The organism is Novosphingobium mangrovisedimenti (assembly GCF_025153475.1).
Classification (GTDB): Bacteria; Pseudomonadota; Alphaproteobacteria; order Sphingomonadales; family Sphingomonadaceae; genus Novosphingobium; species Novosphingobium mangrovi_A.
Map to the genome: position 1 here is coordinate 93,141 of NZ_JANZXA010000014.1, position 24,280 is coordinate 117,420.

Annotated in this window: 21 protein-coding genes; 18 read left to right on the forward strand and 3 right to left on the reverse strand. The window is 64.4% G+C overall.

From position 1 onward, the window contains the following. Nucleotides 1-182: 182 nt before the first annotated feature. The gene (locus tag NZK81_RS18080; RefSeq protein ID WP_260047490.1) at nucleotides 183-1,379 is read right to left on the reverse strand and encodes an MFS transporter; all 1,197 of its coding nucleotides are present in this window, start codon (nucleotides 1,377-1,379) and stop codon (nucleotides 183-185) included. Between the two features lie 69 nt (nucleotides 1,380-1,448). Continuing rightward, nucleotides 1,449-2,216, reverse strand: coding sequence for a TetR/AcrR family transcriptional regulator (locus NZK81_RS18085; protein ID WP_260047491.1), 768 nt, complete (start codon nucleotides 2,214-2,216; stop codon nucleotides 1,449-1,451). On the opposite strand from NZK81_RS18085, the gene NZK81_RS18090 reads away from it, so the two are divergent. The 4 genes from NZK81_RS18090 (at nucleotide 2,205) to NZK81_RS18105 (ending at nucleotide 6,710) form a co-directional block, all read left to right on the forward strand. Continuing rightward, complete coding sequence (locus NZK81_RS18090; protein WP_260047492.1) at nucleotides 2,205-2,738, forward strand: cytochrome c; 534 nt, start codon at nucleotides 2,205-2,207, stop codon at nucleotides 2,736-2,738. The two genes, NZK81_RS18085 and NZK81_RS18090, sit on opposite strands and share 12 nt — an antisense overlap. A 61-nt stretch (nucleotides 2,739-2,799) precedes the next feature. Beyond that, the gene (locus NZK81_RS18095; RefSeq protein ID WP_260047493.1) at nucleotides 2,800-3,276 is read left to right on the forward strand and encodes a (2Fe-2S)-binding protein; all 477 of its coding nucleotides are present in this window, start codon (nucleotides 2,800-2,802) and stop codon (nucleotides 3,274-3,276) included. Continuing rightward, nucleotides 3,273-5,480 (forward strand): xanthine dehydrogenase family protein molybdopterin-binding subunit, encoded by a 2,208-nt coding sequence (locus NZK81_RS18100; RefSeq protein WP_260047494.1) that lies wholly within the window; start codon nucleotides 3,273-3,275, stop codon nucleotides 5,478-5,480. Before NZK81_RS18095 ends, NZK81_RS18100 begins: the two co-directional genes overlap by 4 nt. Nucleotides 5,481-5,978: 498 nt before the next feature. Further along, the gene (locus tag NZK81_RS18105; protein WP_260047495.1) at nucleotides 5,979-6,710 is read left to right on the forward strand and encodes an HAD-IIA family hydrolase; all 732 of its coding nucleotides are present in this window, start codon (nucleotides 5,979-5,981) and stop codon (nucleotides 6,708-6,710) included. Nucleotides 6,711-6,712: 2 nt separating this feature from the next. On the opposite strand, the gene NZK81_RS18110 is transcribed toward NZK81_RS18105, so the two are convergent. Beyond that, complete coding sequence (locus NZK81_RS18110) at nucleotides 6,713-7,609, reverse strand: MurR/RpiR family transcriptional regulator (protein WP_260047496.1); 897 nt, start codon at nucleotides 7,607-7,609, stop codon at nucleotides 6,713-6,715. A 324-nt stretch (nucleotides 7,610-7,933) separates the two neighbouring features. Here NZK81_RS18110 and NZK81_RS18115 point away from each other — a divergent pair, with 324 nt between their 5' ends. The 14 genes from NZK81_RS18115 (at nucleotide 7,934) to NZK81_RS18180 (ending at nucleotide 24,197) form a co-directional block, all read left to right on the forward strand. After that, complete coding sequence (locus tag NZK81_RS18115) at nucleotides 7,934-10,090, forward strand: TonB-dependent receptor plug domain-containing protein (RefSeq protein WP_260047497.1); 2,157 nt, start codon at nucleotides 7,934-7,936, stop codon at nucleotides 10,088-10,090. A 154-nt stretch (nucleotides 10,091-10,244) separates the two neighbouring features. Then, entirely contained in the window at nucleotides 10,245-11,168 is a 924-nt protein-coding gene (locus NZK81_RS18120) for a phosphate/phosphite/phosphonate ABC transporter substrate-binding protein (RefSeq protein WP_260047498.1), read from the forward strand. Nucleotides 11,169-11,178: 10 nt separating this feature from the next. Beyond that, nucleotides 11,179-11,958, forward strand: a complete 780-nt coding sequence (locus tag NZK81_RS18125; RefSeq protein WP_260047499.1) for a phosphonate ABC transporter ATP-binding protein — start codon at nucleotides 11,179-11,181, stop codon at nucleotides 11,956-11,958. After that, nucleotides 11,955-12,950 (forward strand): phosphonate ABC transporter, permease protein PhnE, encoded by a 996-nt coding sequence (phnE, locus tag NZK81_RS18130; RefSeq protein ID WP_260047500.1) that lies wholly within the window; start codon nucleotides 11,955-11,957, stop codon nucleotides 12,948-12,950. Before NZK81_RS18125 ends, phnE begins: the two co-directional genes overlap by 4 nt. Nucleotides 12,951-12,982: 32 nt before the next feature. Further along, nucleotides 12,983-15,088, forward strand: a complete 2,106-nt coding sequence (locus NZK81_RS18135; protein WP_260047501.1) for a phosphocholine-specific phospholipase C — start codon at nucleotides 12,983-12,985, stop codon at nucleotides 15,086-15,088. A 126-nt stretch (nucleotides 15,089-15,214) separates the two neighbouring features. Continuing rightward, on the forward strand, nucleotides 15,215-15,508 hold the full coding sequence (locus tag NZK81_RS18140) for a hypothetical protein (RefSeq protein ID WP_260047502.1): 294 nt from the start codon (nucleotides 15,215-15,217) through the stop codon (nucleotides 15,506-15,508). Further along, nucleotides 15,505-16,131, forward strand: coding sequence for a hypothetical protein (locus NZK81_RS18145; protein ID WP_260047503.1), 627 nt, complete (start codon nucleotides 15,505-15,507; stop codon nucleotides 16,129-16,131). The genes NZK81_RS18140 and NZK81_RS18145 overlap by 4 nt, the downstream gene beginning before the upstream one ends. Nucleotides 16,132-16,273: 142 nt before the next feature. Further along, entirely contained in the window at nucleotides 16,274-17,008 is a 735-nt protein-coding gene (locus NZK81_RS18150) for a response regulator transcription factor (protein ID WP_260047504.1), read from the forward strand. Between the two features lie 14 nt (nucleotides 17,009-17,022). Further along, nucleotides 17,023-18,333 (forward strand): ATP-binding protein, encoded by a 1,311-nt coding sequence (locus NZK81_RS18155; RefSeq protein WP_260047518.1) that lies wholly within the window; start codon nucleotides 17,023-17,025, stop codon nucleotides 18,331-18,333. A gap of 131 nt (nucleotides 18,334-18,464) precedes the next feature. Beyond that, entirely contained in the window at nucleotides 18,465-19,154 is a 690-nt protein-coding gene (locus NZK81_RS18160; protein ID WP_260047519.1) for a carbonic anhydrase, read from the forward strand. Beyond that, complete coding sequence (locus NZK81_RS18165) at nucleotides 19,151-20,692, forward strand: SulP family inorganic anion transporter (protein ID WP_260047505.1); 1,542 nt, start codon at nucleotides 19,151-19,153, stop codon at nucleotides 20,690-20,692. Before NZK81_RS18160 ends, NZK81_RS18165 begins: the two co-directional genes overlap by 4 nt. A 270-nt stretch (nucleotides 20,693-20,962) precedes the next feature. Further along, nucleotides 20,963-21,802, forward strand: coding sequence for a TorF family putative porin (locus NZK81_RS18170; protein ID WP_260047506.1), 840 nt, complete (start codon nucleotides 20,963-20,965; stop codon nucleotides 21,800-21,802). A gap of 207 nt (nucleotides 21,803-22,009) precedes the next feature. Then, entirely contained in the window at nucleotides 22,010-23,425 is a 1,416-nt protein-coding gene (locus NZK81_RS18175; RefSeq protein WP_260047507.1) for an NfeD family protein, read from the forward strand. Beyond that, entirely contained in the window at nucleotides 23,418-24,197 is a 780-nt protein-coding gene (locus NZK81_RS18180; protein ID WP_260047508.1) for a slipin family protein, read from the forward strand. The genes NZK81_RS18175 and NZK81_RS18180 overlap by 8 nt, the downstream gene beginning before the upstream one ends. The last annotated feature ends 83 nt before the right edge of the window (nucleotides 24,198-24,280 follow it).

Below are 24,280 nucleotides of genomic sequence, written 5' to 3' on the forward strand. Positions count from 1 at the left end.
ACAATTTTGTGCAGGTGCGAATAATCTTGCGGGGGCGGTCGTCGTGCAGATCAAAGCGCGGATTTCGGCGCGTGTCGCCTCGCTTCGGAGGCGGCGTTGACTGTGCCTGTGTGTCTGGACGGAGGGGTTGGGAACGACGTCGTGCCCGTCACGAATCGCTGCCGGATGCACAAGCGGGCGGACTAGTACCGGACGTCGGTCAGGAACTGTTCGAGCGGCTCGGGCCGTGCTTTCCAGAAGCGCATCCTGAGGGACCTCGCCTCGGCGAACAGCAGCATCAGGCAGGCCGTGGCAATCGCCAGTACGGCGGCGGACAGCAATCCGGCATGCCCGAACAGTCCGGTGGCGACGGACCCTGCAAGCGGTCCGAGGATCATGCCGAGGGCGTGGGTGCACGCGACGAAGCGCCGGAACAGGCTGTCCTTGCTGGCGGCGCTGGCAAGGCCCGAGCTGCGCACGATGATCGCGGTTGATCCGATGTTGAGCAGGATGATGGCGATGATGAAGGACAATGCATCGCCGCTTTGCGTCGCGGCGATCGGGGTCAGCAGGGAAAGGCCCGCCAGAAGCCCGGTTACCGGGGGTGGTACGAGAGGCTGTTCGCGCATGACCAGAACGGCGGTCGCCGCGCCGGCCAGCGAGCCCAGGGCCACGGCCTGGCCAATCACGGCTTCCGAAATGCCGGCCTTCACCGCAAGCGCGCCGGAAAATGTCCAGACCATCATCGTGGCGCAGATGAAGAGCAGGGTCGCCCCGGCCGTAGCCCAGGCCTGAAGATCGGTTTCCTCGTCGCCGTTCTGTGGCTCGCGCAGCGTGGACTGTGCCTCGTACTTCACCGTGGAACGCGCGAAAAGCATGACGAGGACCAGTGCGGCGATCGGAGCCGCCGCCAGTGCGCTCAGGGCGGTCGTTGGTCCGGCGGCATCGGCTATCGCGGGAAGGGCTAGGGCAATGCCGGACGACAGCATCAACTGGCACAGGAACACGGCGCCATAGGCCCCGTGCGGGCGGTTGGTCGCCGCATGGCTCATGGCCTGGGTGTAGAGCACGCCCATCGCGGCGCCATAGAGGCCGCGGATGGCGAGCAGGGCGGTGAAATGGGCGGTGTGTGCGGTGGCCAGGGCGGCGAGCGCGGCGATCCCCGCCGCCAGCGCGAAACCCGCCAGCGGAAGGCGCGTGCCCCAGCGCCACGTCATCAGCGAGCCGATTGCCATGCCCGACTGCGTGGCGCTCACGACCCAGCCGTGAAAATCCGGTTTCAGCCCATGGGCGGCGGAAAGCAGTGTAAGGAAGACCGGATCGATGCCTGGCTGGAGACAGCCGACGCAGGCCAGAATGACGGCAGGAAGAATCAGACGTTCACCAGACGTTCGAAGCACCGGACACCCCCACAAACAGAATCGCGGCGCTCAAGGCACCGTGCCTGCAGGACGTCCCCTCCGATTCGTTCAGGTTAAACGTTTTGTCAGGGCGGCAATGTCACCCGGCTTCATCGATTTGACAAGATCAATGAACCATGACGCTGAAATCGCGGTGATCGCCGGCATCTTGTCGTTCCAGGGCTTGTTGTAGCCAAGGAACGGCGTGGTTCCTTCCATGGAGGCGCTGATGAAGATCGAAAGCGTGTGCACTTCATCGGCGCTCAGCGCGGGGTTTATGCGCTGGACATATTCGCCGATAACATCGTGAACTTTCGCGTAGAAGCTGCGCACCCGCTCGGCGATGAAGTTGTTGTGATTGGCGAGCGCCCACAGTTCGGTGAACAGATGCGTGGTGCGCTTGGAGCAGATGTCGTCCAGGCAGATGACGATGACCAGCCTGAGGCGGTCCTCATCGGAGAGTTCCGGCTGGCGCACACTGAGCTCCAGCTTGTTTTCGTAGTTCTCCATGATGTCGTCCAGCAGGACCTGGACGAGCATTTCCTTCTTGGGGAAGTGATAGCTGACATTCCCGACACGCAGGCCGCATGTCGTGGCGACGCGGCGAATGGTGAATGCTTCGGCGCCTTCTTCGATCAGAACGCTGAGCGCTGCCTTGAGAATGGCATCGACTGTTTCAGTTCCGCGCGAGTATATTCCAGGCCGGGTTGGCGCAGTTTCGGTATCAGCCATACGCTCCCTTACGCCCCCTTTCGTCCATCGGCCACCCCTATTCAGCCTGAACCGGCGTGACTGGCGCGGCAATTGCCGCTTGACGAAACTTTGATGAGTGTCCAAATTTCGCGCGATTTCCGCTGGGTTTATGGAGTTTCGATGCCGGTTACAATGTCCAAGCGTATCCAGGGCGTTATCGCGGCGTCCGGATTGTTCTGTGCAAGCTACGTTTTGCCTGCATACGCAACTGGCGTTAAAGTATATTCATCCCGCTGTGCCGCGTGCCACAAGGCGGATGGGGCGGGTGTGCCCGGTCAGTTTCCCCGCCTCAAGGGGCGCGTCGGCAAGATCGCTGCGACCAAGGATGGGCGGACCTATCTGATCCATGTGCTGCTGTTCGGCCTGTTTGGCCCCATCGATGTCGATGGTCGGCAGGTGCGCGGGATGATGCCGCCCATGGGGACCCTCGGCGATCAGGACGTTGCGGATACGCTCAACTTCGCGGTGGAGCTGGAAAAGCCGAAAAAGGCGGTGGCGCCGTTCACGGCGGCCGAAGTCAAGGCCGTGCGCGACGCCGGGCGTCTGACCGCTTCCGAGGTGGCCAAGCAGCGTGCGGAACTGGCTGCAAAGGGTTTGGTGCACTAACACCCGCCGGGCTGCGCCCCGGCAGAGACGATTTCGCCGGTAACGGCAATGTAAGGATGACATGACGATGGATCTGACGGTCAATCGGGTAAAACACAGCGTTACGGCAGACCCTGAAAAGCCGCTTCTGTGGGTGTTGCGCGAGGATTTGCATCTGCTTGGCGCGAAGTTCGGTTGCGGGGCGGGCCTTTGCGGGGCCTGCACCGTGCTGCTGGACGGGCAGCCCGTGCGATCCTGTCTGACGCCGGTCGGGGCCGTCGGGGAGGCGGCCGTCACCACCATCGAGGATGTCGCCTCGCAGCCTGCGGGTCAGTATGTGCTCGATGCATGGGCCGATCTTGACGTGCCGCAGTGCGGCTATTGCCAGGCGGGGCAGATCGTTTCGGCGACCTGGCTGCTCGGGCAGATGCCGGACCCGCAGGATGAAGACATCGACGCCGCAATGAGCGGGAACATCTGCCGCTGCTCCACTTATCTGCGCATCCGCAAGGCCATCAAGGCCGCTGCCAAGGCTCAGGGCAAGGGAGAGGCGGCATGAACGCGCCGTTCGAGATCAGCCGTCGGTCGTTCCTTTCGGCTTCGCTGCTGGCCGGCGCGGTTCTGAGCTTCCAGGCGCGGCTGGCGCTGGCGGGCGATGGCGCCACGGGTGGTGAGGACGAGACCGTGCTCAATGCCTTCGTGCGCATCAATCCCGACAACAGCGTGATCATCGGCGCAAAGAACCCGGAAATCGGGCAGGGCGTGAAGACCATGCTGCCCATGCTGATAGCCGAGGAACTGGATGTCGACTGGGACCAGGTCCATATCGAGCAGACCCTGGCCGACGACAAGCTCTACGGGCGCCAGAGTGCGGGGGGTAGCCGCTCCACGCCGGTGAACTGGCTGCCCATGCGGCAAACCGGCGCTGCCGCTCGGCAGATGCTGGTGACGGCCGCTGCGGCGCAATGGGGCGTGGCGCCGGCATCGGTGACGACTGCCAAGGGAATGGTTCATCACGAGCCGTCGGGCCGCTCCGCGACATATGCGTCGCTGGCCGAGGCCGCCTCGGCGATCGAGCCGCCCGCGCTCGACACGGTGCCGCTCAAGCCGGACGATTCGTTCCGGATCATCGGCACGTCCCGGCGGGGTGTCGACACGCCCGCGATTCTCCAGGGCAAGCCGCTGTTCGGGATCGACACCGAGCTTCCCGGGATGGTCTATGCGGCGATCGAGGCCTGCCCGGTCTTCCTGGGCACCATCGGCTCGTTCGACGACGCTGCCGTGAAGGCGATCAAGGGCGTCATCGCCGTCGTCCCGATCAACAGCGGCATCTTGCCCAAGGGCAAGTTCGATACGCTGGCCATCGTCGCCGACAGCTGGTGGACTGCCCAGCAGGCCCGCAGCCAGCTGAAGGTCGAGTGGGATCTCGGGGATCTGAAGCAGTTCTCGACCGAAGCCTACGCGGCGCAGGCCGATGCAGCGCTGGAAGGGGCGCCGCAGGGTGACATTCTGAAGAAGGGCGATGTCGAGGCCGGTCTCGCCGGTGCCGTGAAGACGGTTTCAGCGCGCTACGACTATCCGTTTCTCGCCCATTGCACGCTCGAACCGCAGAACTGCACCGGCCTGTTCGAGGACGGGGCGCTCACGCTCTGGGCGCCGTCGCAGTCGCCGGGAAGCGGGCGCAGGCAGGTTTCCGACATCCTGGACCTGCCGCAGGACGCCATTACCATCCACATGACGCGGATCGGCGGCGGTTTCGGCAGGCGGTTGATGGCCGACTACATGGTTCAGGTCGCCCAGATCGCCCGGGCCGTGCCGGGCAAGCCGGTCAAGATGATCTATGCGCGCGCCGACGACGTCCGGCACGACTACTATCGCCCGGCCGGATGGCACGCCCTGACGGCGGGGCTGGACAAGGATGGCCGGCTCGTTGCCCTCAGGGACCACTTCGTCAGCTTCGGCGCAGACGGGCAGCCCATCCGGGCCGCCGAGATGGAGGAAACCGAGTTTCCGGCCCAACTCCTGCCCGATGTCCATTTCGGCGTGTCCTATCTGGCCACGAACCTTCCCACCGGCTGGCTGCGTGCGCCAACGTCTAACGCCATGGCCTTCGTCTTCCAGTCCTTCCTCGATGAGCTTGCTGAGGCTGCGGGGGTGGACCTGCCGACATTCGTCCTGGGCCTGCTCGGCGAGGACCGGTTGCTCCCGGCGGTGGGGCGGGCGCCCCAGTTCAACACTGGCCGGGCCCGCGCGGTGATCGAGGAAGTCTGCAAGTTCGCGGGCTGGGACGGCAAGCGCCCGACCGGTGCGAGCGGCAAGGGCCGTGGGTTCGGTTTCTATTTCAGCCATGCGGGCTATTTCGCCGAAGTGCTGGACGTGGCGGTTTCCGAGGCGGGCGACATCGTGGTCGAGAAAGTCCACGTGGTCGGGGACATCGGCAGCCATGTGATCAATCCGATCAATGCGGAAAGCCAGGTGCAGGGGTCGGTTCTGGATGGCCTGGCCCAGTCCATGATCGGGCAGAAGATCGACCAGTCCGAAGGCGCGATCGTCCAGGAGAATTTCGACAGCTTCCCGCTCCTGCGTATCGAGACGGCGCCGCGCGAAGTGGTCGTGAAATTCGTGACTTCGCCCTATCCGCCTACAGGTCTGGGTGAGCCGGCGCTTCCGCCCGTCATTCCCGCGCTGACGAACGCGATCTATGCGGCCACCGGCAAGAGGGTCCGGTCGCTGCCGATCAGCCTGGACAATGCGGTAGCCTGACAGGCGCGAGCAACCTGCTCTTCGGACTTGTCCGCAATTGTTCGGGCAGGCCCGATAGAGCGGTATCGAAGCTGTCCGGGGTGAGGGCGGTTACTCGCCCGGTGCGCTCATCCTATACACATTCGGGTAGCCTTTCCGCGCGCGTGGCCAGCAGCGGAGTATGGCTCCTCTTGTTCTCCTGGGACCAAGGCTCATCCATTGGTCCATGGCGCGGCTGCCTTGCTCTTCCTCTCGTCGATGTCTCGGATGGCGCGCCCTGTACTGTGCGGGTGAGCGGGGCACTTGCCTGTGTTCGGGAGGCCGAGGCCTGTGCATGCAAGGTAGTCGATGGTCTTCTGCTTTCGTGAGCTCACTTGGTTCTCTGCGTGAAAAATTGAGATAATTTCATATTCCAATTTCAAAAAATATGAGTATGCGTGCCGAGGCATGGCATCTAGTGAAGAGGAGTGGGGCTTGGCCTTGAGTCAGCGGGAGGCGAAAGGTTTCACGGAACGTCGAATGCTCAGTGTCGCAAAGGGGGTTCTTCTGGATTGGGATGGCTGCATCGCCGTCGACAATCGTATCCTTTCCAGCGCGAAGCATCTCATCGCGCAGCATGCGGATCGCGTGGCGATCGTCTCCAACAATTCAACGCACCTGCCCGCCGATCTCGAAGAGATTCTGGCCCGGCACGGCATTGCATTTGCGCGCGAACGTATCTTCCTCGCCGGCGTCGAGGCGCTGCGCGATGTCGCGCGGTCCGGCGCCGGGCGCGTGCTGCTGCTGGCGGCGCCCAAGATGCGGAACTTCGCTCGTACGCTGGGCCTGCGTCTCGTGCGGGACCATCCCGATGTCGTGGTGCTGATGCGCGATGCGCGCTTCACGTACGGCAAGCTGGAAAGGGCGGCGAATGCCTTGCGGCAGGGGGTGCCGCTGGTCGTTGCCAATGCCGACCGGACGCATCCCGGTCCGGGTGGGCGGGTGGTGCCGGAAACCGGTTCACTGCTGGCTGCGCTCATGGCCTGCTCCGGCGACCTGGCTCTCGAGCCGCGCGTGATCGGCAAGCCGGGGCCGCTGCTTTTCGAGCGGGCTTGCGACGGGCTTGCAATCGCGCCCGGACAGGCGGTGATGATCGGCGACAACCCGGAAACGGATGGGGCAGGGGCATCGCGCCTCGGAATGACGCCGATCCTGATCGGGGGCTCTTCCTCGCTTGGCCTCGAAGACCTGCTCGAGCCGGTTGTCGCGTAAGGTCAGAAGCGCTTTATCGAGAGGACGTCGAAGGTCTTCTTGAGCACGTCGGTGGCGTGGTCGTAGTCGGCAAGTGCAAGGCCCGCGATCAGGGCGTCGATCACGCAAAGCTGTGCGATCCGGCTTGTCATCGCTTCCGTGCGAAAGCGCGTTTCGCGCGCCATCGTGAACAGGACGATGTCCGAATAGGCCTGGATCGGGGAGCGGGCGAAGTTGGTAACGACGATTGTTCGTGCGCCGGCCTCCTTTGCCAGCTTTGTCGTCACGACGGTCTCGTGCGTGGCCCCGCTGTGCGAGATGGTGATCACCGCGACGTCCGGATCGCACCGCGAGGCGCTGATGGCCTGTATGTGGCTGTCGGTGACCGCGCGTGCGTTGAGGCCGATGCGGAGCATCCGGTAGTGCGTGTCCTCGGCGATTGGCGCGGACGAGCCGATGCCGTAGATTTCCACGCGCTTTGCCGAGCGAACGGCTTCCACCGCGCGGGCGAGCGCATCCGCGTCAAGCACCGAAAGCGTATCCCGCAGCGCCTGGATTCCGGAATGGAAGACCTTGCGGCAGACGGTTTCCATGTCGTCGGCGCGATCAAGGTCCTCGTGAATGAACTGGACCGGCTGCACGATTTCCTGCGCGAGGCTCAACTTCATCTGCTGGAAGCCGGACAGGCCGATGCTGCGACAGAAGTTGATGACGCTACCTTCGCTGACGCCGGTGGCTTCCGAAAGTTCGGTCACCGACATGCCGACGATGTCCTCGGGCCGTTCCAGGATGAATTCCGCGATGCGCTGGGCGCTCTTGGCCATGGTCGGCAGGGCGACCCTGATTCGGCCCAGTGCGTTGTCGACAGGTCTGACATCGCCCTGACCGCTCCGGCTCTGCTGCGATTTCGACGAATTCACCACTGACTTTCTCCGTAGCGTCGCATTTGCCCACCATGCATGCTCAGGCCGCTGCGTTCCAGAGTTGAATTTTACTCAATCCGCTAATTCCCGGTCGGGCGGTGCGCTTTCTGGCCGATGTGCCTCTATGTGCGCTCAACTGAAAGTGGGTATAATTCAATTATATTACGATCTAAAAATGAGAAATGTTCACCCAACTGTCATATCGAATCTCTAGGGCGTCGACGTCGGCAGAACGGACCGGGCCAGAGGAGCGCTTCTCACGGGAAGCGGGGAGCGGACCGGGCTCTGCGCGAGATGAACTTCCATTCGGGGGCAAAGACGGTGAAGAAGCGTAGCAAACATCAATTCGCATATGTTCTGGCGGCAGAGGTTCTGCTGTTCGCGGCTCCGGTCCATGCTGCCGAAGCGGCTGGTGCCGAGACGGCTGCGGAACCGTCGGGGGCGATCGTCGTCACCGGTGAAACCGTCGAAGCCACGCAGATCGCGGAAGAGGCCGTCGAGTACGGCAACTACGTCCAGATCGTTGCTGCCGAGCAGATCGAAGCTACCGGCGCGAGCAACTTTGCGGAACTGGCGCAGTTCCTCATCAAGGGGGCCAACATCGGCTATTCGCCGGACGAGGGCGAATACACCATTCGCCTGGACGGCGGCGGCGACCGCGACACCCTCGTCGTCCTCGACGGCGTGCCGCTTTACGACCGTGGTCCGGCGCTTGAGCAGATCTGGGGTACGACGACGATCGATCCCCACATGATCGAACGCGTGGAAGTGTTCCGCGGCGGCAACAGCCTGTTCTTCGGTTCGAACGGTGGCATCGGTGTCGTCAGCATCGTGACCAAGCGCCCCGATGGCACCAACAAGGTGGAGCTCGGCGCCAGCTACGGTTCGTTCAACTCGCGCGAACTCTGGGGCAATGCCCGCGGAACGCTCGACAGCGATGGCCGGATCAGCGCCATGGTCTATGGCAGCATGCAGAACACGGACGGCCCGCGTCTCTTCAACCCGGACGACTTCGTCGACAACGTCGCGGCGGCGGGCGCCATCCACAAGTACCCGCTCAACCGCAACAATATCGGCATCAAGTTCCTGTTCCAGCCGACCGAGGACACCGAGATCCGGCTCAACGGCCAGTACACGCAGATCGAGTTCGACGACGCCTTTCCCGACAACGAGATCCTGTCTCCGAACCGCGTGCGCTATCCGATCATCGACGGCGGCGTGACGCACCGCTGGTCAGACAAGCTGCTGACCGAGTTCACCGCGTACTGGAGCAATCCCAAGCTCAACAACACCGAGACTTATGCCGAGATCTGCCGGCAGGAAGAGGGCTGCATCGATCCGAGCACCGGTGCCGAGATCGCCTTCGGCGACGCGACCGGCCGCTCCATTCCCTACAAGAACAAGGGCTTCGGAGACGACTCCAAGGTCAGCGCGTTCATGGAGTATGGTCTGAACCTGCGCAACACGCTCACGCTGCCGAAGCTGGGGCAGGCGGTCTTCGGTGTTCAGCGCACGTCGTACCGCAACGACTCCGACCCGGTGTTCCCGATCAGCCGCGACTGGACCACGACCACCGGCGTCTATGCCGATCTGCGGCCGACGCTGCCTTTCAGCCCGAACACGCACATCAGCCTGGCCGGCCGCGTCGACTTCTCCAAGGCCTTCGACTCCAAGTTCATCTGGAAAGTCGGCATGCGTCAGCCGATCGGTGCCTTCTACGTCCGCGCCAACGGCGGTACGTCCTACAGCCTGCCCAAGACCAACGAACTGTTCGCGGACAGCGAAACGCTGGTCGGCAATCCCAACCTGAAGCCGGAAACCACCGAGACATATAACGGTGCGGTCGGCTTCACGAAGTCCTTCGGTGAGGTCAGCATCAACGGCGAGGTCGGCATTTTCCACACCGACATCACCAATCGCATCCAGTCAACTTCGGGTCTGACGCCCAACACCTACTACAATAACGACGCCCTGACGCAGATCCGCGGGCTTACCGCGGAACTGAACCTGAATATCGGGCAGCAGTGGTCCTTCAATGTCGGGTACACCCGCCAGAAGGCCCACCTCAAGGGTTCTGATCTGCAGATCAACGAAACGCCCGAATACATGATCCAGGGCACGGCATCCTGGCATTCGCCCGACAACCGGTTCCACGTGAACCTGTTCCCCCGCTATCAGGGCCCCGAATACGCGACGGGCGGCCTGAACAGGAGCCTGCGCTACAATTTCGGCAACTACCTCGTCGTGAACGGCTCGATCGCCTACTGGGCAGGCGATGAAAAGCAGCACCGCTTCCAGCTGCGTCTCGTGAATATTTTCGACGAGAAGTATGCCGAGCGCTACGGGTACGGGAACATGCGCTACAGTTCCGCCTTCATTCGCGGCGAGCTCTCTTCGAGCGATCCCGAATACTACAAGGGCTACCCGTTCGAGGGGAAACCGCGCAGCGTGTTCTTCTCCTACACCACCAGCTTCTGAGCCTCCTGGAGATCCGGGCGGAAATGCTTCCGCCCGGATCAATTTTCGGAACCGTCGTGCCTGCCTTCCGCACCCCGTGCCAACCTTCACCTTCTTGTCATGCGGGCCGCCTAGCGACCGGCGCGCGCGTGTGCGCGGTACAGGGGAATTGATAATGCGAAGGATCTTTGCTCGGGCGTTGGCGATACTGGCGCTGGCCGGTCTGGCGGCCTGTTCGGCCCAGGAAGACGGGGGCAAGGCCGCTCCGCTTCATGTTCTGCTGATCCCCGCCGACGGCGGCACCGAAAGCGGGACGCTGGCTGACTACAAGCCCGTGTTCCAGGCGGTGGGCAAGACTGCGGGCATCGATTTCGATCTCAAGGTGGCGCAGTCCTATGGCGCCGTCGTCGAGGCACTGTGCAACGGGACGGCGGATGTCGCCTTTGTCGGACCGGTCACTTACCTGCAGGCAAGGAAACGCGGCTGCGCCCAATTGCTGGCCGTGGCCGTGGAGAACGGCAAGTCGGAATATTATGCAGGCATTTTCGCGCGCAAGGATGGACCGATCCGCGCGATCGACGACCTTCGTGGACGGAGCATCGCGCTCGGCGACGTGAACTCCACGTCCTCGTTTGTCATTCCGGTCGCGATGCTGGTCGAGGCGAAGCTCGATCCGGTAACGCAGTTGGGGGCCCTGCGGCTGACAGGCAGCCATGCCAACAGCCTTGCAGCCTTGCTGGAAAACCGCGTCGATGCCGCGGCACTTTCGTTCGATTCCTTCGAGAAGGCGGTGCGTGAAGGCGTGCCGGGGGTGCAGGACGTGCGCGTCGTCGCGCGCAGCGAGCCCATTCCCTATCCGCCGCTGGTCATGAACAGCAAGCTGCCCGACGCGCTCAAGGAGAAGCTGCGTCAGGCCTTTGCCGATGTGGCCAAGGCGCCGGGCATCCGCCCGGAAATGATCCGTGGCTACGGCGGCAAGCAGGTCGATGGTTACGACGCGCGGTTCCCGGCGGAACGCTTCGATGATGCCGCGCGCAAGATGGCCCTCGTGAGCGACGAGCTGAAGGGCGAGATTCTCAAGAAATCGGCCGAGCGCTGAAAGGGCGGGCATGGAAATCCACTTCCAGAACATCGGCAAGGTATGGCCTGACGGAACGCCCGCGCTGCACGAGGTGGAACTGACCGTGCCGGCCGGCCAGTTCTGCGTCCTGCTCGGGCACTCCGGGGCGGGAAAATCGACCCTGCTGCGCTGCGTCAACGGGCTGGAGACGCCCACCAGCGGCGGCGTCTGCATCGACGGTCAGCCGGTCGACCGGACGTCTCTGCCGGCCTTGCGCCGCAGGATCGCCATGGTGCACCAGCACTTCGGACTGGTTCCCCGGGCCAGCGGTGCCGCGAATGTCATGGCCGGCGCGGTCCCGGTCATGCCGCTCTGGCGGGTTCTCACCGGGCTCTATCCCGCAGCCTCCAGGCGCAGGGTCTGCGATCTGCTGAAGGCGGTCGGTCTGGATGAAGTGCATCTGCGGCGCCGTGCCGAGCAGCTTTCCGGCGGCCAGCAGCAGCGCCTCGGGCTGGCGCGTGCCTTCATGCTGGATCCGGCCATCCTCCTGGCCGACGAGCCGGTGGCCAGCCTCGATCCCGCACTTGCGCGGGAGGTGCTCGGATTGCTCAAGGCGCAGGCGCGCGAGCATGGCTCGACCGTGCTGTGCAGCCTGCATCAGCTCGATCTTGCCCGCGCCTTTGCCGATCGCATCGTGGCGCTGCACCGGGGGCGGGTGATCTTCGACGGCGCGCCGGATACCCTCAACACGCGCGACCTCGCCGTCATCTACGCCCGGGACGATGTCCCCCTGACCGACGGTGTCCTGCCGCTGAAGGAGGCGGTATGAAGGCCGCGGTTCCGGCGGTCGATCCCGCCGGCTGGGCATATCCGCAACCCTTCGGCTGGCGCAGCCTGTTCGTGGTGATCGCGGCCTTTGCGGTGCTCTTCTACACGGGCGGACGCGTGGAAGCAGGGCGGATGCTTTCGCTGACCGGCGCCGCGCTGATGGGCGACAAGGCGGCGGAAGGCGGGCAGGGGAATGTTCTGGCGCGGCTGTTCCCCCTGCAGGTCTCCGAACGGCAGGACATTGCGCGCATCGCGAACTTCGATCCCGCGTACCTGCCGCTCTTCGCCCATCTGGAAGAGGTCCGGACCAGCGAGCAGGCTCTTGATCCCGAGACGCTGGAGATGAAGACGCGGACGGTGACCCGGACATATCTGGTCAAGCCGTTCGGCTATCTGCGTCACGTGGCCATCAAGGTTCTGGAAACGCTCGAGATTGCCCTTTGGGGCACGGTCATCGGCGTGCTTGTCGGCCTGCCGCTCGCCCTTCTGGGCGCGAGCAACGTCACGCCTTACGGTGGTGTGCGTTTCCTGGCCCGTTCGGTCGTCAGCTTTCTGCGCGCCATGCCCGAACTGATCAGCGCGCTCTTCCTGGTGATCGCCTATGGCTTCGGCCCGATCGCCGGCTTCATGGCGCTGGGCCTGCATGCCGCAGGCGTGCTCGGCAAGTTCTACGCGGACGACATGGAGAATGCCGACCGCCGGCCGCAGGAGGCGCTGGCGGCGATCGGGGCGGGGCGCATCGCCATCTGGCGTCTGGCGATCGTGCCGCAGGTCATGCCGCAATACATCGGCGCGACGCTCTATGTCCTCGATCGCAACGTGCGCATGGCGACCGTCATCGGCCTCGTCGGGGCCGGGGGCATCGGCCAGGAACTGAAGGGCCGCTACGACATGTACGAATACGGGCATGTCGGCACGATCCTGATCGCCATTTTCCTGGTCGTCCTCGCTCTCGACCAGATTTCCGCCCACTTGCGACGGCGCTTTCTCTGACACGCAGCATCCCATCCCGCAGGAGTTGATCCATGGTGACGAACAACAGGCGTGAGTTTCTCAAGGCCGTCGGCGCGCTCGGCACGGCGGCTTCCGTCCCCGCCAGCATCGACCGTGCGCTTGCCCTGCCGGCCCGCCGCGTCACCGGCACGCTCCAGGACGTGAAGCACATCGTCATCCTGATGCAGGAGAACCGCTCCTTCGATCACTACTTCGGGACGATGAAGGGCGTTCGCGGCTTTGGCGACCGGCACACGGTGCCACTGCCGGAAGGGCGCTCGGTGTGGGAGCAGTTCAATGGCGCCCGCGTGCTGCCGCCCTTCCATCTCGATACCGAGGCGACCAACGCCATGAAGATCCCCGGCACGCCGCACTCCTTCGCCGACGCGCAGGCGGCCTGGAACCAGGGCAGCTTCGGGCTCTGGCCGAAGTTCAAGACCGACTATTCGATGGGCTACTTCAAGCGCGAGGACATTCCCTTCCAGTTCGCGCTGGCCGAGGCCTTCACCATCTGCGACGCCTATCACTGCTCGGTCACCTCGGGCACGGACCCGAACCGCATTGTCTTCTGGTCTGGTTCCAGCTTCGATCCGCAGGAACGCGTGCGCGGCGTCAACTGCCGCGATGACAAGTCGGAACCCAACAACCTGCGCTGCTGGATCAAGGGTGCTTTGCCCGAACCGGGCTATACCTATGCCGGCAACGCGCTGGAATGGCCTTCCATCCCCGAGGTTCTGGAACAACAGGGCATCGACTGGCGCATCTATCAGGACCCCAACGACAACTGGACCGGCGCGATGCACGGGGGCCTTGCCTTCAAGGGCTTCCGCACCTGCAAGCCGGGCGAAGGCCTGTACGAGCGGGGCATGCGGCACTGGTCGCTCGAGCGGCTGGAGCAGGACGTGAGGGATGGCACGCTGCCGGCGGTCTCCTGGGTCCTTCCGCCCCGCGAATGGTCGGAGCATCCTTCGGCCTCGACCCCGATCGAAGGGGCCGAGTTCACGGCGCGCGTCCTCGATGCACTCACCGCCAATCCGGATGTCTGGGGCAGCACCGTCTTCTTCCAGACCTTCGATGAAAACGACGGGCTTTTCGACCATGTGCCGCCGCCCGCGCCGCCGTCCTTCAACAAGGATGGCACACTGGCCGGCAAGGCGACCTTCAGTCTCGATGGCGAATACTTCGACGATCACGAGGACAGGTACACCTCGCGCGACGACAACGTCACCGGCACCACGCGTCCCTGGGGGCTGGGGCCGCGTGTGCCGATGTACGTGGTCTCGCCGTGGAGCAAGGGTGGCTGGGTCAATTCCGAAACCTTCGATCACACCTCGGTCGGTCGGTTCCTGGAAAAGCGGTTCGGCATCACCATTCCCGCGATCAGCCCCTGGCATCGCGCGATGTGCGGCGATCTTACCTCGTGTTTCGATTTCAGCCTGGAAGGGGACCGGGCCTTTCCGCGCATGCCGGACACCAGGGGTTCGAAAGAGACCCTGCAGCGCCATTTGCAGCGCCCGAAGATCCTGCCTCCGCGTGCCGCCGAGCACTTGTTACAGGAGCAGGGGCTGCGTCGCTCGCGCGCCTTGCCCTACGTGCTGCACGTCGATGCGGAAACGACGGCGGACACTGGCGCGATCACGCTTCGCTTCGTCAACGAAGGCAGCGCCGGCGCCGTATTCCACGTCTACGACAGGCATCATCTCGACCGGTTGCCGAGGCGCTATTGCACGGAAGCGGGCAAGACGCTGGAGGATACCTGGATGAGCGAGGGGGAGGAAGGTTTCGATCTCCTCGTCCTCGGGCCCAACGGTTTCATGCGTTCCTTCGCCATGGGAAGTGGTGCCGGCACGCCGAAGATGGTCGTGCGCCACGATCCGAAGGGCAAGGCTCTGTTGCTGGTCGTCGAGAATCCCGGAACCCGTTCGATCGCCCTGACAATCGGCCGCGACCAGTATGGCGCGAACGAGGCGCGCACGATCAACATTGCTGCGGGAGCATGGCAACATCTGCGCTGGCCGGTCGAAAAGACCGAACGCTGGTATGACTTTGTCGTCGATGCTCCCGGCTATTCCACGCGGCTGGCGGGCCGTATCGAGGATGGCAGCCATGGGGTGAGCGATCCGCTCCTGTTCAGCTGATGCCCCCTGGCGTGGCGGCGGTAACCATCGAGATGAAATCCGGAAACATTTCGTAACCGTTTCGAACAAAGCGCGAAATGGAGGTCCCCTTATCTAGCGGCAACACATCCGCAGATGGAGACTGACATGATTTCCGCTTTCCTTCTGGCTGTCGCAGGCCTTTCCGTTCCCGCCGCCACGCCTGCCGCCATCCCTGTCGCCGCATACGGCGCCAATACGGTGAAGCACCTCAAGGGCCATCCCCCGCTTCCGGCCCGCGCCGAAGGCAGCAAGTCGGTGAACCTGCCGGCCGCTTGCCATCCCGATCCCACGAAGAGCCGGGTTTGCCGTCATCATCTGGTCCAGGCCGAGCAGCAGCGCCGTGAAACGCGGGCGCTCGCCGACGCCAGCGACATGACCGGAGGAGAGGCCGCGCAGTGATCGCCCTTCGGGCGATCCTGGCGGCAGGTCTTGCACTGGGCGGGGCCGGCTCGGCGGCTGCATACGACGAGCTGCCCCGTGGGCTTGCAAGGCTTACCCCGGCAGAAGTCGTCCAGCGCATCCGCGTCGAGGACGAAGCGCTAGAGCCGCATATCGTGGTTTCGACCGAGAAGGCCTGGGATCGTGGCCGAGGCATCGAAGGGGCGCATGCCCGCGATGTCCACTTGCGCGCGCTGGTCGATCGCAAGAGCGGCGCGGTGCGCTGGCAGGTCTGGCACGAGCTGGTCGTCCCCGATCGTCGACCCGACATGGTCGGCGTCAGTTACCATGCGGGCGGCCGTCTCGAACAGGCGGACATCCTTGTCGCCGAGCACTGGCTGGACGATTGCCCCGGCACGGACGAGCCTGTCGTGTCCTGCAACAGGTACGCCCGCTTCGTCTTCGAGGTGCCCGATCACGTGGTGGAAGAAATCGCCGGTGCCTATCGTCCTGAAAGTCGCGATCCGTGGCGGTTGCGCTTCAAGGACGAAAACGGCGGCTCGATCACCGGCGGCCTGGCTCCGGCCGAGGCGGCAGGGCTCATCGAGGTCGTCGATCGGGTGCGTGGCCGAGACAAGGGCTGAGCCAGCCAGGCGGCTGGCTATGGATAACCCCTTAATTTGCGACGGGCGCGGTTTGCCTGACCGCGCCCCCGCACCTATATGAAAGCGAAGTAGTCCACAGACGATGCCGATCGCCCCGAACCTCCGCGTCCCCCATGACACCATGACACCGCCACCCACTATCCTGCTGGTCGAGGACGACGGTGCATTGAGAACGCTGACGGCGCGCGCCCTGCGCCAAAGCGGTTTCAATGTGCTGACTGCCGCGACGGGTGCGGAAATGTGGATCACGCTGCGGGAAACCACCGTCCAGCTTGTCGTGCTCGACATCATGTTGCCCGGCACCAGCGGTTTCGACCTGTTCCGCCGGCTGCGACGCGAAAGCGACGTGCCGATCATTTTCGTGAGTGCTCGCGGAAGCGAAGAGGATCGCGTGCTCGGGCTGGAACTGGGCGCTGACGATTATCTTGCCAAGCCGTTCAGCACGCGTGAACTGGCCGCACGGGTCAGCGCGGTTCTGCGGCGCGGTGGCGGGTACGGATACGAAAATGTCTCCGACGGCGCGGCCGATGGACGGGCTCCGGACGTCATCCGCTTCGACGGCTGGCAGGTTTCGCTGGCCCGGCGCGAGCTGCGTTCCCCCAGCGGCGCGATCGTCGACCTGACAGGCGCGGAGTTCGACCTGCTTTCGACCTTCCTCGGCTACCCGCAGCGGGTGCTGGGGCGTGAGCGGCTGATGGAATTGTCCCGTTCGCGTGTCGGGGACAGTTCCGACCGGAGCATCGACGTGCTGGTTAGCCGCCTTCGCCGCAAGCTGCAGGCCGAAGGATCGCCGAGTCCGATCGTTACCGTGCGAGGCGTAGGCTACATGTTCAAGGCGGAAGTGGCCCGCGCCTGATGGCCGGCAGGATGATGGCCTTGTTTCGGCGCCTGGGATTGCCAGAGCGGCTGCTGGGCATCCTCCTGCTTGTCATCATCGTCGATTTCGTTGCCAATTCCGTCCTGTTCGATCGGGCCAATTCGTTCGAATTGCGGCGCGATGATGCCGAACGCATTGCCGAAAACCTGGTGCTGGCAACCCGCACGCTCGAACGGGCCGCGCCCGATGCCCGCGAGGTTCTCGCGCAGACATTGAGCACGAGTCGCTTTTCCCTGGACTGGATGGCGCCCGGGGATCGCCCGCGGGGATCGCTCGGCCTTGCCAACTTGCGGGCGCAGGTTGTCGAAATCGAACCCGAACTGGCCTATGCCGATCTCGAGCTGCATCTCGAAAACGTGCCCGGGAAAGGAAACATCGGCGGATCGCTCCAGCTTTCCGACCGCAGCCTCCTGCGTTTCAACACGCATGCGCATGCCGCGTGGAAGCTGACGGTAGGGCGTGTCGTCAGCATGCTCCTGCCCACGCTGCTGCTGATTGTTCTGGCCTGGATCCTGCTGCGTGCGACTCTCCGGCCCTTGCGTAACCTGATCGGTGCGACGCGTCATCTGGGATCGGGGCTGCCGCAGCCCGTTCCCGAGCGCGGCCCGGACGAACTTCGCAGCCTGATCCGCGCGCTCAACGAAATGCAGGAACGCATCCACCAGTCGCTGGCGGATCGGACGCAGACCATGCTGGCGATCGGCCATGACCTCAAGACGCCGCTTTCGCGCATGCAGCTTCGTCTCGACGACAGCGCCGTCGATTCCGAAGTGCGGGAAGGGCTGACTCACGACATCGACGAGATGCGCATGCTTCTCGAATCGTTGCAGGCCTACGTGGACAGCGACGGGCGCAACATTCCGCCCGAGTTGATCGACATTGCCGTCATGGCCGAAACGCTGGTTGATACGGCCACCGATCATGGCGCCGATGCAACGTATTCGGGCGCATCCAGCCTTGAAGTCCGCGTCCGGCCGGTTGCGATCCGGCGCGCACTTTCGAACCTTCTGGAAAACGCGATCCACTATGGCGGCAATGCAAGGGTTCACGTGAAGCGGGATGGCGGCGCTGCGGAAATCGTCGTCGAAGACGATGGTCCCGGCATCCCCGAAGACCGCATAGCCGACGCGCTGCAGCCTTTCGTCCGGCTCGACACGGCGCGCACCCGCGACACGGCGGGCATGGGGCTGGGCTTGCCGATCGTGCGCAAGGCCGTGCGCATGGAAGGCGGGACCCTGGACTTGCGCAACCGGCCGGAGGGTGGCCTTCGTGCGACCATCCGTTTGCCGCTGGCGAAGGATTAGCAGGACGCTGCGTCGCAGCAAAACTTCGTAACACTCGCGAAGAACACAGGAAAATAGTGCGCCCTAACTCCTGAACAACGCTGGCGGCATCGTGCGGCCGGCACGCAACGTTCAAGAGAAAGGTGACCGACGTGAACGAATTGATCGGCCGCGTTTTCCATTTCGAGAAATCGATCTTCCCCGCCCATGGCGAACTGTTCGGCAAGCTGACCACCCATGGTCAGGAGCCCAAGGCTCTCATGATCTCGTGCGCGGATTCGCGCATCGTGCCGGAACAGATCATGCAGGCGCAGCCCGGCGACCTGTTCGTGTGTCGCAATGCGGGCAACATCGTTCCGCCCTATTCCACGCTGAACGGCGGTGTGACCTCTACCGTCGAATATGCCGTCGCAGTGCTCGGCGTGCGCGACATCATCGTGTGCGGCCATTCGGACTGCGGCGCGATGAAGGCGCTCAGCGATCCGACCGGGCTCGAGGCCATGCCCAACGTTGCCGCGTGGCTGCGTCATGGCGCGGCGGCCGAGCACATCGTGAGTACTTGCCACGGCGAGCTCGACGGCAAGGAACGCGTCCGCGCGATCAGCCTCGAAAACATCGTTGCCCAGATCGGTCATCTGCGTACGCATCCCGCGGTGGCTGCCGCGATCGCGCGTGGCGCGATGACGCTGCACGGCTGGTTCGTCGACATCCACGCCGGCCAGGTGCTGGGCCTCGACGGGGATTCCGGCGAGTTCGTGCCGCTGCGCGAGGATCGCGACCTGCCGGTTGCGCTGGCGGCCCGCACCCGTATCGCCACCGAGTTCGCGGAGGCCGCCGAATGAGCGCGACCCTCGCGGCTACGGGCGAGGGGCGCAGTGGTCTCTTCGCCCATTTCGGACGGGATTTCACTGCGTCCATCGTTGTCTTCCTGGTCGCGATGCCGCTGTGCATGGGCATCGCGATCGCCTCAGGCGTGCCGCCGGAAAAGGGGCTCGTTACCGGCATTATCGGCGGTCTCGTCGTCGGCCTGATCGCCGGCTCGCCGCTGCAGGTCAGCGGCCCCGCCGCAGGCCTTGCGGTCATCGTCTTCGAGTTCGTGCGCGAGAACGGGCTCGAGGCGCTCGGCCCGGTGCTGCTGCTGGCCGGTGTGCTGCAGGTGGTCGCCGGCGCCCTGAAGCTCGGCGGCCTGTTCCGCGCGATCAGCCCGGCCGTCGTGCACGGCATGCTCGCCGGCATCGGCGCGCTGATCGTGATCGGTCAGTTCCACATCCTGTTCGACGAAAAGCCGATGTCCAGCGGTCTCGAGAACATGGCCATGATGCCCGCGCGCGTTCTCGGCCTCGATTTCAGCGATGTTGCCGCGACCGAACTCGCGCTGGCGCTTGGCCTGCTCACCATCGGCGTGATGATCGGCTGGGAAAAGCTGCGTCCCAAGTCGATGGGGCTCGTTCCCGGTGCACTGCTCGGCGTGATGGCCGCAACTGCGGTGGCGTGGGGCATGAACCTCGACGTTGCGCGCATCCAGGTGCCCGAATCGATCGGTGCGGCCTTCGCGCTGCCGACTTCGATGGAATGGTTCGCCCCGCTCGCCAGCCCGACGCTGATCGTGGCAGCGCTTGCCATCGCCTTCATCGCCAGTGCCGAGACGCTGCTTTCGGCCGCCGCAGTCGATCGCATGCATGATGGCGTGCGCACCAAGTACGACAAGGAACTGAGTGCGCAGGGCATCGGCAACCTGCTGTGCGGCCTCGTCGGCGCGCTGCCGATGACCGGGGTGATCGTGCGCAGCTCGGCCAACGTGCAGGCGGGGGCCAGGACCCGGCTTTCGGCGATGCTGCATGGCGTCTGGATCCTGGGCTTCGTGGCTGTCCTTCCCTGGCTGCTCGCCGAAGTGCCGATGGCGGCGCTGGGCGGCGTGCTGGTGGTGACCGGCTGGAAGCTGGTGAGCGTCAAGCACGTGCAGCACCTTTTCAAGGCGCACGGCCTGCTGCCGGCCACGGTATGGGCGGTGACCTTCGTGCTGGTGGTCACGACCGACCTGCTGACCGGCGTTCTCGTCGGCCTCGCGCTGACGGCGGTTGAGCTGCTGCCTCACCTCAAGGACCTTCGTCTCAAGGTGCATGAGCACGATGGCGAGGAGGAAACCCGCCTCGAGCTGGACGGTGCCGCGACCTTCGTGGGGCTTACCAGGCTTAATGCGGTCTTGGAGCGTCAGCCGGCCGGCCGGGCGGTCCACCTCGATCTCGGCAAGGTGAAGGCCATGGATCACACCACGGCCGAAACCCTGAGCGAATGGATCCTGCGCCGTCGTCAGAGCGGTCACGAGGACAGGATCACCGGAAAGGAATCCATCCTGCGCCCGCTTCCGCTCGGCCACTGAGGCAACATTCATCTGGTGGCCGGACACCCTTACGTTCGGCCCCCCAACCTTCCGGGCGGGCGCGCGACAGCGGCCCGCCCGGCTTTCTTTTCGACTGATCGCCCGAGCGCGTCACAGAAACATTTCGTCACACGCCGGAAAGGAGGGGGACAAGCGTGCCGCGTACCTCTCGAAGTGCCGGCGTGAAACGAACCCGCATTCAAGCAGGGCTCGGCGCGCCGGCCGCAGGGCGGAACGATAAAATTACATCAACATGAGGGCGTTCCTAATATGAAAACTCGTCAGTTTGCCGGTGCTGCAGCTCTTGCCGCGGCCTGTCTCGCGTTTGCCACCCCCGTGGCGGCCCAGGACATTCCGGAATCGATCACGATCTCCGGCAGTGCGACGCTGGTCACCGACTACCGCTTCCGTGGCGTTTCCATGACCGACAAGGAAATGGCGGTTCAGGCCGGCCTCGACATTTCACATGAGAGCGGCGTGTACATCGGCACCTGGGCCTCGAACCTTTCGGGATGGGGTACTTTCGGCGGTTCCAACATGGAACTCGACATCTACGGCGGTTATGCGACCGAAGTCGTCAGCGGCATCACCGTGGACGTGGGCCTGACCTGGTACATGTTCCCGGGCGGACTCGACACCACCGACTTCGCCGAGCCCTACGTGAAGGTTTCCGGTGACATCGGGCCGGCGAACCTGCTGGTCGGCGTGGCCTACGCGCCCAAGCAGGAAGCGCTTGGCACCTGGTACAACACCGCTGCTTCGGTGGCGTACGACAACCCGGGCGACAAGAACGACAACCTCTACATCTGGACCGACGGCAGCGTCGGCGTCCCGAACACCGGGCTCACCCTGAAGGGCCACATCGGCTTCTCCGACGGCAACCCGGGCCTCGGCCCCTGGGGCACCAGCCCGGCGCCGACCGGCAAGTACATCGACTGGATGCTGGGTGCCGACTACGTGCTCGGCCCGGTGACGCTCGGCGTTGCCTATGTCGACACCGACCTGTCGAAGTCGGAAACGGCTTATCTGCAGCCCAATTTCTCGTCGACCAAGGACGGCTCGTCGATCGCGGGATCGACCGTGCTGTTCTCGATCTCTGCCGGTTTCTGACCGACCCACAGTCAGAAACCCAGGCGGCCAGGCCGCCATCTGGACGCTCGGCCCATCCGCAAGGCCGGGCGTCCTTTTCGTTTGGGCCCTCGGCCGGAACATTTTCCCAGCCCGCTTCGGACATGCTATAGGTATCGGAAAGTACGTGACATCCCGTCGTAAAACCGACGGGCGAGAGCCGAGAACCTGACGAGGAGGGGGATGCCGATGGCTGAACTCCCGGGATCAAAGAACCTGTCGTGGTGTTTTGGGATGTGCGCTGTCGCGCTCATGCTCGTGCTGTCGTGGGCGGGCCTTGCGGGCGCCGCTCCATCGGTGCGCGGCGGGGCATACATGCTGCAGATCGACGGTGCGATCGGCCCGGCTACGGCGGCCTATGTTTCCGAAGGGCTCGAACGGGCGCGCGACGAAGGCGCGCAACTGGTCATCATGGAGATGGACACGCCGGGCGGCCTCGACAAGTCGATGCGCGAGATCATCCAGGCGATCCTGGCGATGCCGGTTCCGGTCGTGACTTATGTCCATCCGAGCGGGGCGAGGGCGGCGAGCGCGGGCACCTATATCCTCTGTGCCAGCCACGTCGCGGCGATGGCCCCGGGGACCAACCTCGGGGCGGCGACACCGATCCAGATCGGCGCCGTGCCGGGGCAGCCGGACAGCCGCGGCGGACAGGGGGCAGGCAAGGACAATGCTGCGGCGGGGGCGCCCAAGAGCGCCGGTGAACGCAAGGCGGTAAACGACGCGGTCGCCTATATCCGTTCGCTGGCCGAACTGCGCGGGCGCAACGCCGACTGGGCCGAGCAGGCGGTCCGCGATGCCGCCAGCCTTTCCGCACGGGCCGCGCTGGAACGCAACGTCGTCGATATCGTCGCAGCCGACGTACCCTCGCTGCTCGGGCAGCTCGACGGCCGGAAGGTCGTCGTCAACGGCAGGTCGCGTACGCTTGAAACCACCGGGATCGCGCTGGTGCGCGTCGAGCCGGACTGGACCACGCGGTTCCTCGGCGCGATTACCGATCCCAACATCGCGCTGATGCTGATGATGATCGGCATCTACGGCCTGTTCTTCGAATTCTGGAACCCGGGATCGATCGTTCCGGGAACGGTCGGCGCGATCTCGCTCCTGATCGGGCTCTATGCACTCGCGGCGCTGCCTGTCGATTTCGCGGGCCTTGCGCTGATCGTTCTGGGGCTGGGGCTGATGGTGGCGGAGGCTTTCGCGCCTTCCTTCGGAGCGCTGGGCATAGGCGGCATCGCCGCGTTCATCTTCGGTGCTGCGATCCTGTTCGATACCGGCGCGCCGGGCTTCAGGATCAACTGGTCCGTCCTTGCCGGCGTGGCCGTGTTCAGCGCGGGGCTCATCATCGTGGTCGCGCGGACCGGCATCCGGTCGCTGCGAAGACCGGTGGCGACAGGCCGCGAGGAACTGATCGGGGCAAGCGGGAAAGTGCTCGACTGGGAGGGCGGCAGCGGCCACGTTTTCGTTCACAGCGAGCGATGGAACGCGGCGGGGCCGGCGTCGCTGCCCGCGGGCGCGATGGTGATGGTTCGCGACATCGACGGTTTGCAGCTCAGCGTGGTGCCCGAGGCGTCCGATCTGACAGGAGAAGGCGAAGATGGATAGTGTGAGCAGTATCGGCTTCTTTTCCCCTCTGGTCCTCCTCCTGCTCCTTTTCCTGTGGGCGGCGATCAAGATCCTGAGGGAGTACGAACGCGGCGTGGTGTTCACGCTGGGGCGCTTTACCGGCGTGAAGGGGCCGGGGCTCATCATCCTCATTCCCTTCGTCCAGCAGATGGTCCGTACCGACTTGCGCACGGTCGTGCTCGACGTGCCGACGCAGGACGTGATCTCGCGCGACAACGTTTCCGTGAAAGTGAATGCCGTCGTCTATTTCCGGGTGCTGGACCCCGAGAGTGCGATCATCCAGGTCGAGGATTTCATCCAGGCGACCAGCCAGCTGGCGCAGACGACGCTGCGCTCGGTGCTGGGCAAGCACGAACTCGATGAAATGCTCGCCGAGCGTGACAAGCTCAATGCCGACATTCAGGAGATTCTCGACAAGCAGACGGATGCCTGGGGCATCAAGGTCGCCAATGTCGAGATCAAGCATGTCGACATCGACGAATCGATGATCCGGGCCATTGCCCGCCAGGCCGAGGCCGAACGCGAACGGCGGGCCAAGGTGATCAATGCCGAAGGCGAGCAGCAGGCGGCGGCGAAGCTGCTCGAAGCCGCCCACATCCTCGGCCAGGCGCCGGAGGCGATGCAGTTGCGCTACCTTTCGACGCTGAACATCTTCGCCAACGAGGGCAACAATTCGACGGTCGTGTTCCCCTTCCCGATGAGTTTCGCCGACTGGCTGGTGTCGAAAAAGGACAAGTCGCAGGACGCGTGACACCGTCCCGCGCATACCCCTCAAGCATTCACGCGGACGTTGCGGGGGGAGGGGGAGTGGTGTAAGAAAAGGCAACCCCGGCG

Bases quoted from the DNA above. Each gene is read 5' to 3' on its own strand.
- phnE (WP_260047500.1), top strand. From the start codon at position 11,955: ATGAAGGCCGCGGTTCCGGCGGTCGATCCCGCCGGCTGGGCATATCCG.
- NZK81_RS18135 (WP_260047501.1), top strand. From the start codon at position 12,983: ATGGTGACGAACAACAGGCGTGAGTTTCTCAAGGCCGTCGGCGCGCTC.
- NZK81_RS18095 (WP_260047493.1), top strand. From the start codon at position 2,800: ATGACGATGGATCTGACGGTCAATCGGGTAAAACACAGCGTTACGGCA.
- NZK81_RS18105 (WP_260047495.1), top strand. From the start codon at position 5,979: ATGCTCAGTGTCGCAAAGGGGGTTCTTCTGGATTGGGATGGCTGCATC.
- NZK81_RS18180 (WP_260047508.1), top strand. From the start codon at position 23,418: ATGGATAGTGTGAGCAGTATCGGCTTCTTTTCCCCTCTGGTCCTCCTC.
- NZK81_RS18100 (WP_260047494.1), top strand. From the start codon at position 3,273: ATGAACGCGCCGTTCGAGATCAGCCGTCGGTCGTTCCTTTCGGCTTCG.
- NZK81_RS18155 (WP_260047518.1), top strand. From the start codon at position 17,023: ATGGCCTTGTTTCGGCGCCTGGGATTGCCAGAGCGGCTGCTGGGCATC.
- NZK81_RS18125 (WP_260047499.1), top strand. From the start codon at position 11,179: ATGGAAATCCACTTCCAGAACATCGGCAAGGTATGGCCTGACGGAACG.
- NZK81_RS18175 (WP_260047507.1), top strand. From the start codon at position 22,010: ATGGCTGAACTCCCGGGATCAAAGAACCTGTCGTGGTGTTTTGGGATG.
- NZK81_RS18150 (WP_260047504.1), top strand. From the start codon at position 16,274: ATGACACCGCCACCCACTATCCTGCTGGTCGAGGACGACGGTGCATTG.
- NZK81_RS18170 (WP_260047506.1), top strand. From the start codon at position 20,963: ATGAAAACTCGTCAGTTTGCCGGTGCTGCAGCTCTTGCCGCGGCCTGT.
- NZK81_RS18090 (WP_260047492.1), top strand. From the start codon at position 2,205: ATGAGTGTCCAAATTTCGCGCGATTTCCGCTGGGTTTATGGAGTTTCG.
- NZK81_RS18120 (WP_260047498.1), top strand. From the start codon at position 10,245: ATGCGAAGGATCTTTGCTCGGGCGTTGGCGATACTGGCGCTGGCCGGT.
- NZK81_RS18140 (WP_260047502.1), top strand. From the start codon at position 15,215: ATGATTTCCGCTTTCCTTCTGGCTGTCGCAGGCCTTTCCGTTCCCGCC.
- NZK81_RS18165 (WP_260047505.1), top strand. From the start codon at position 19,151: ATGAGCGCGACCCTCGCGGCTACGGGCGAGGGGCGCAGTGGTCTCTTC.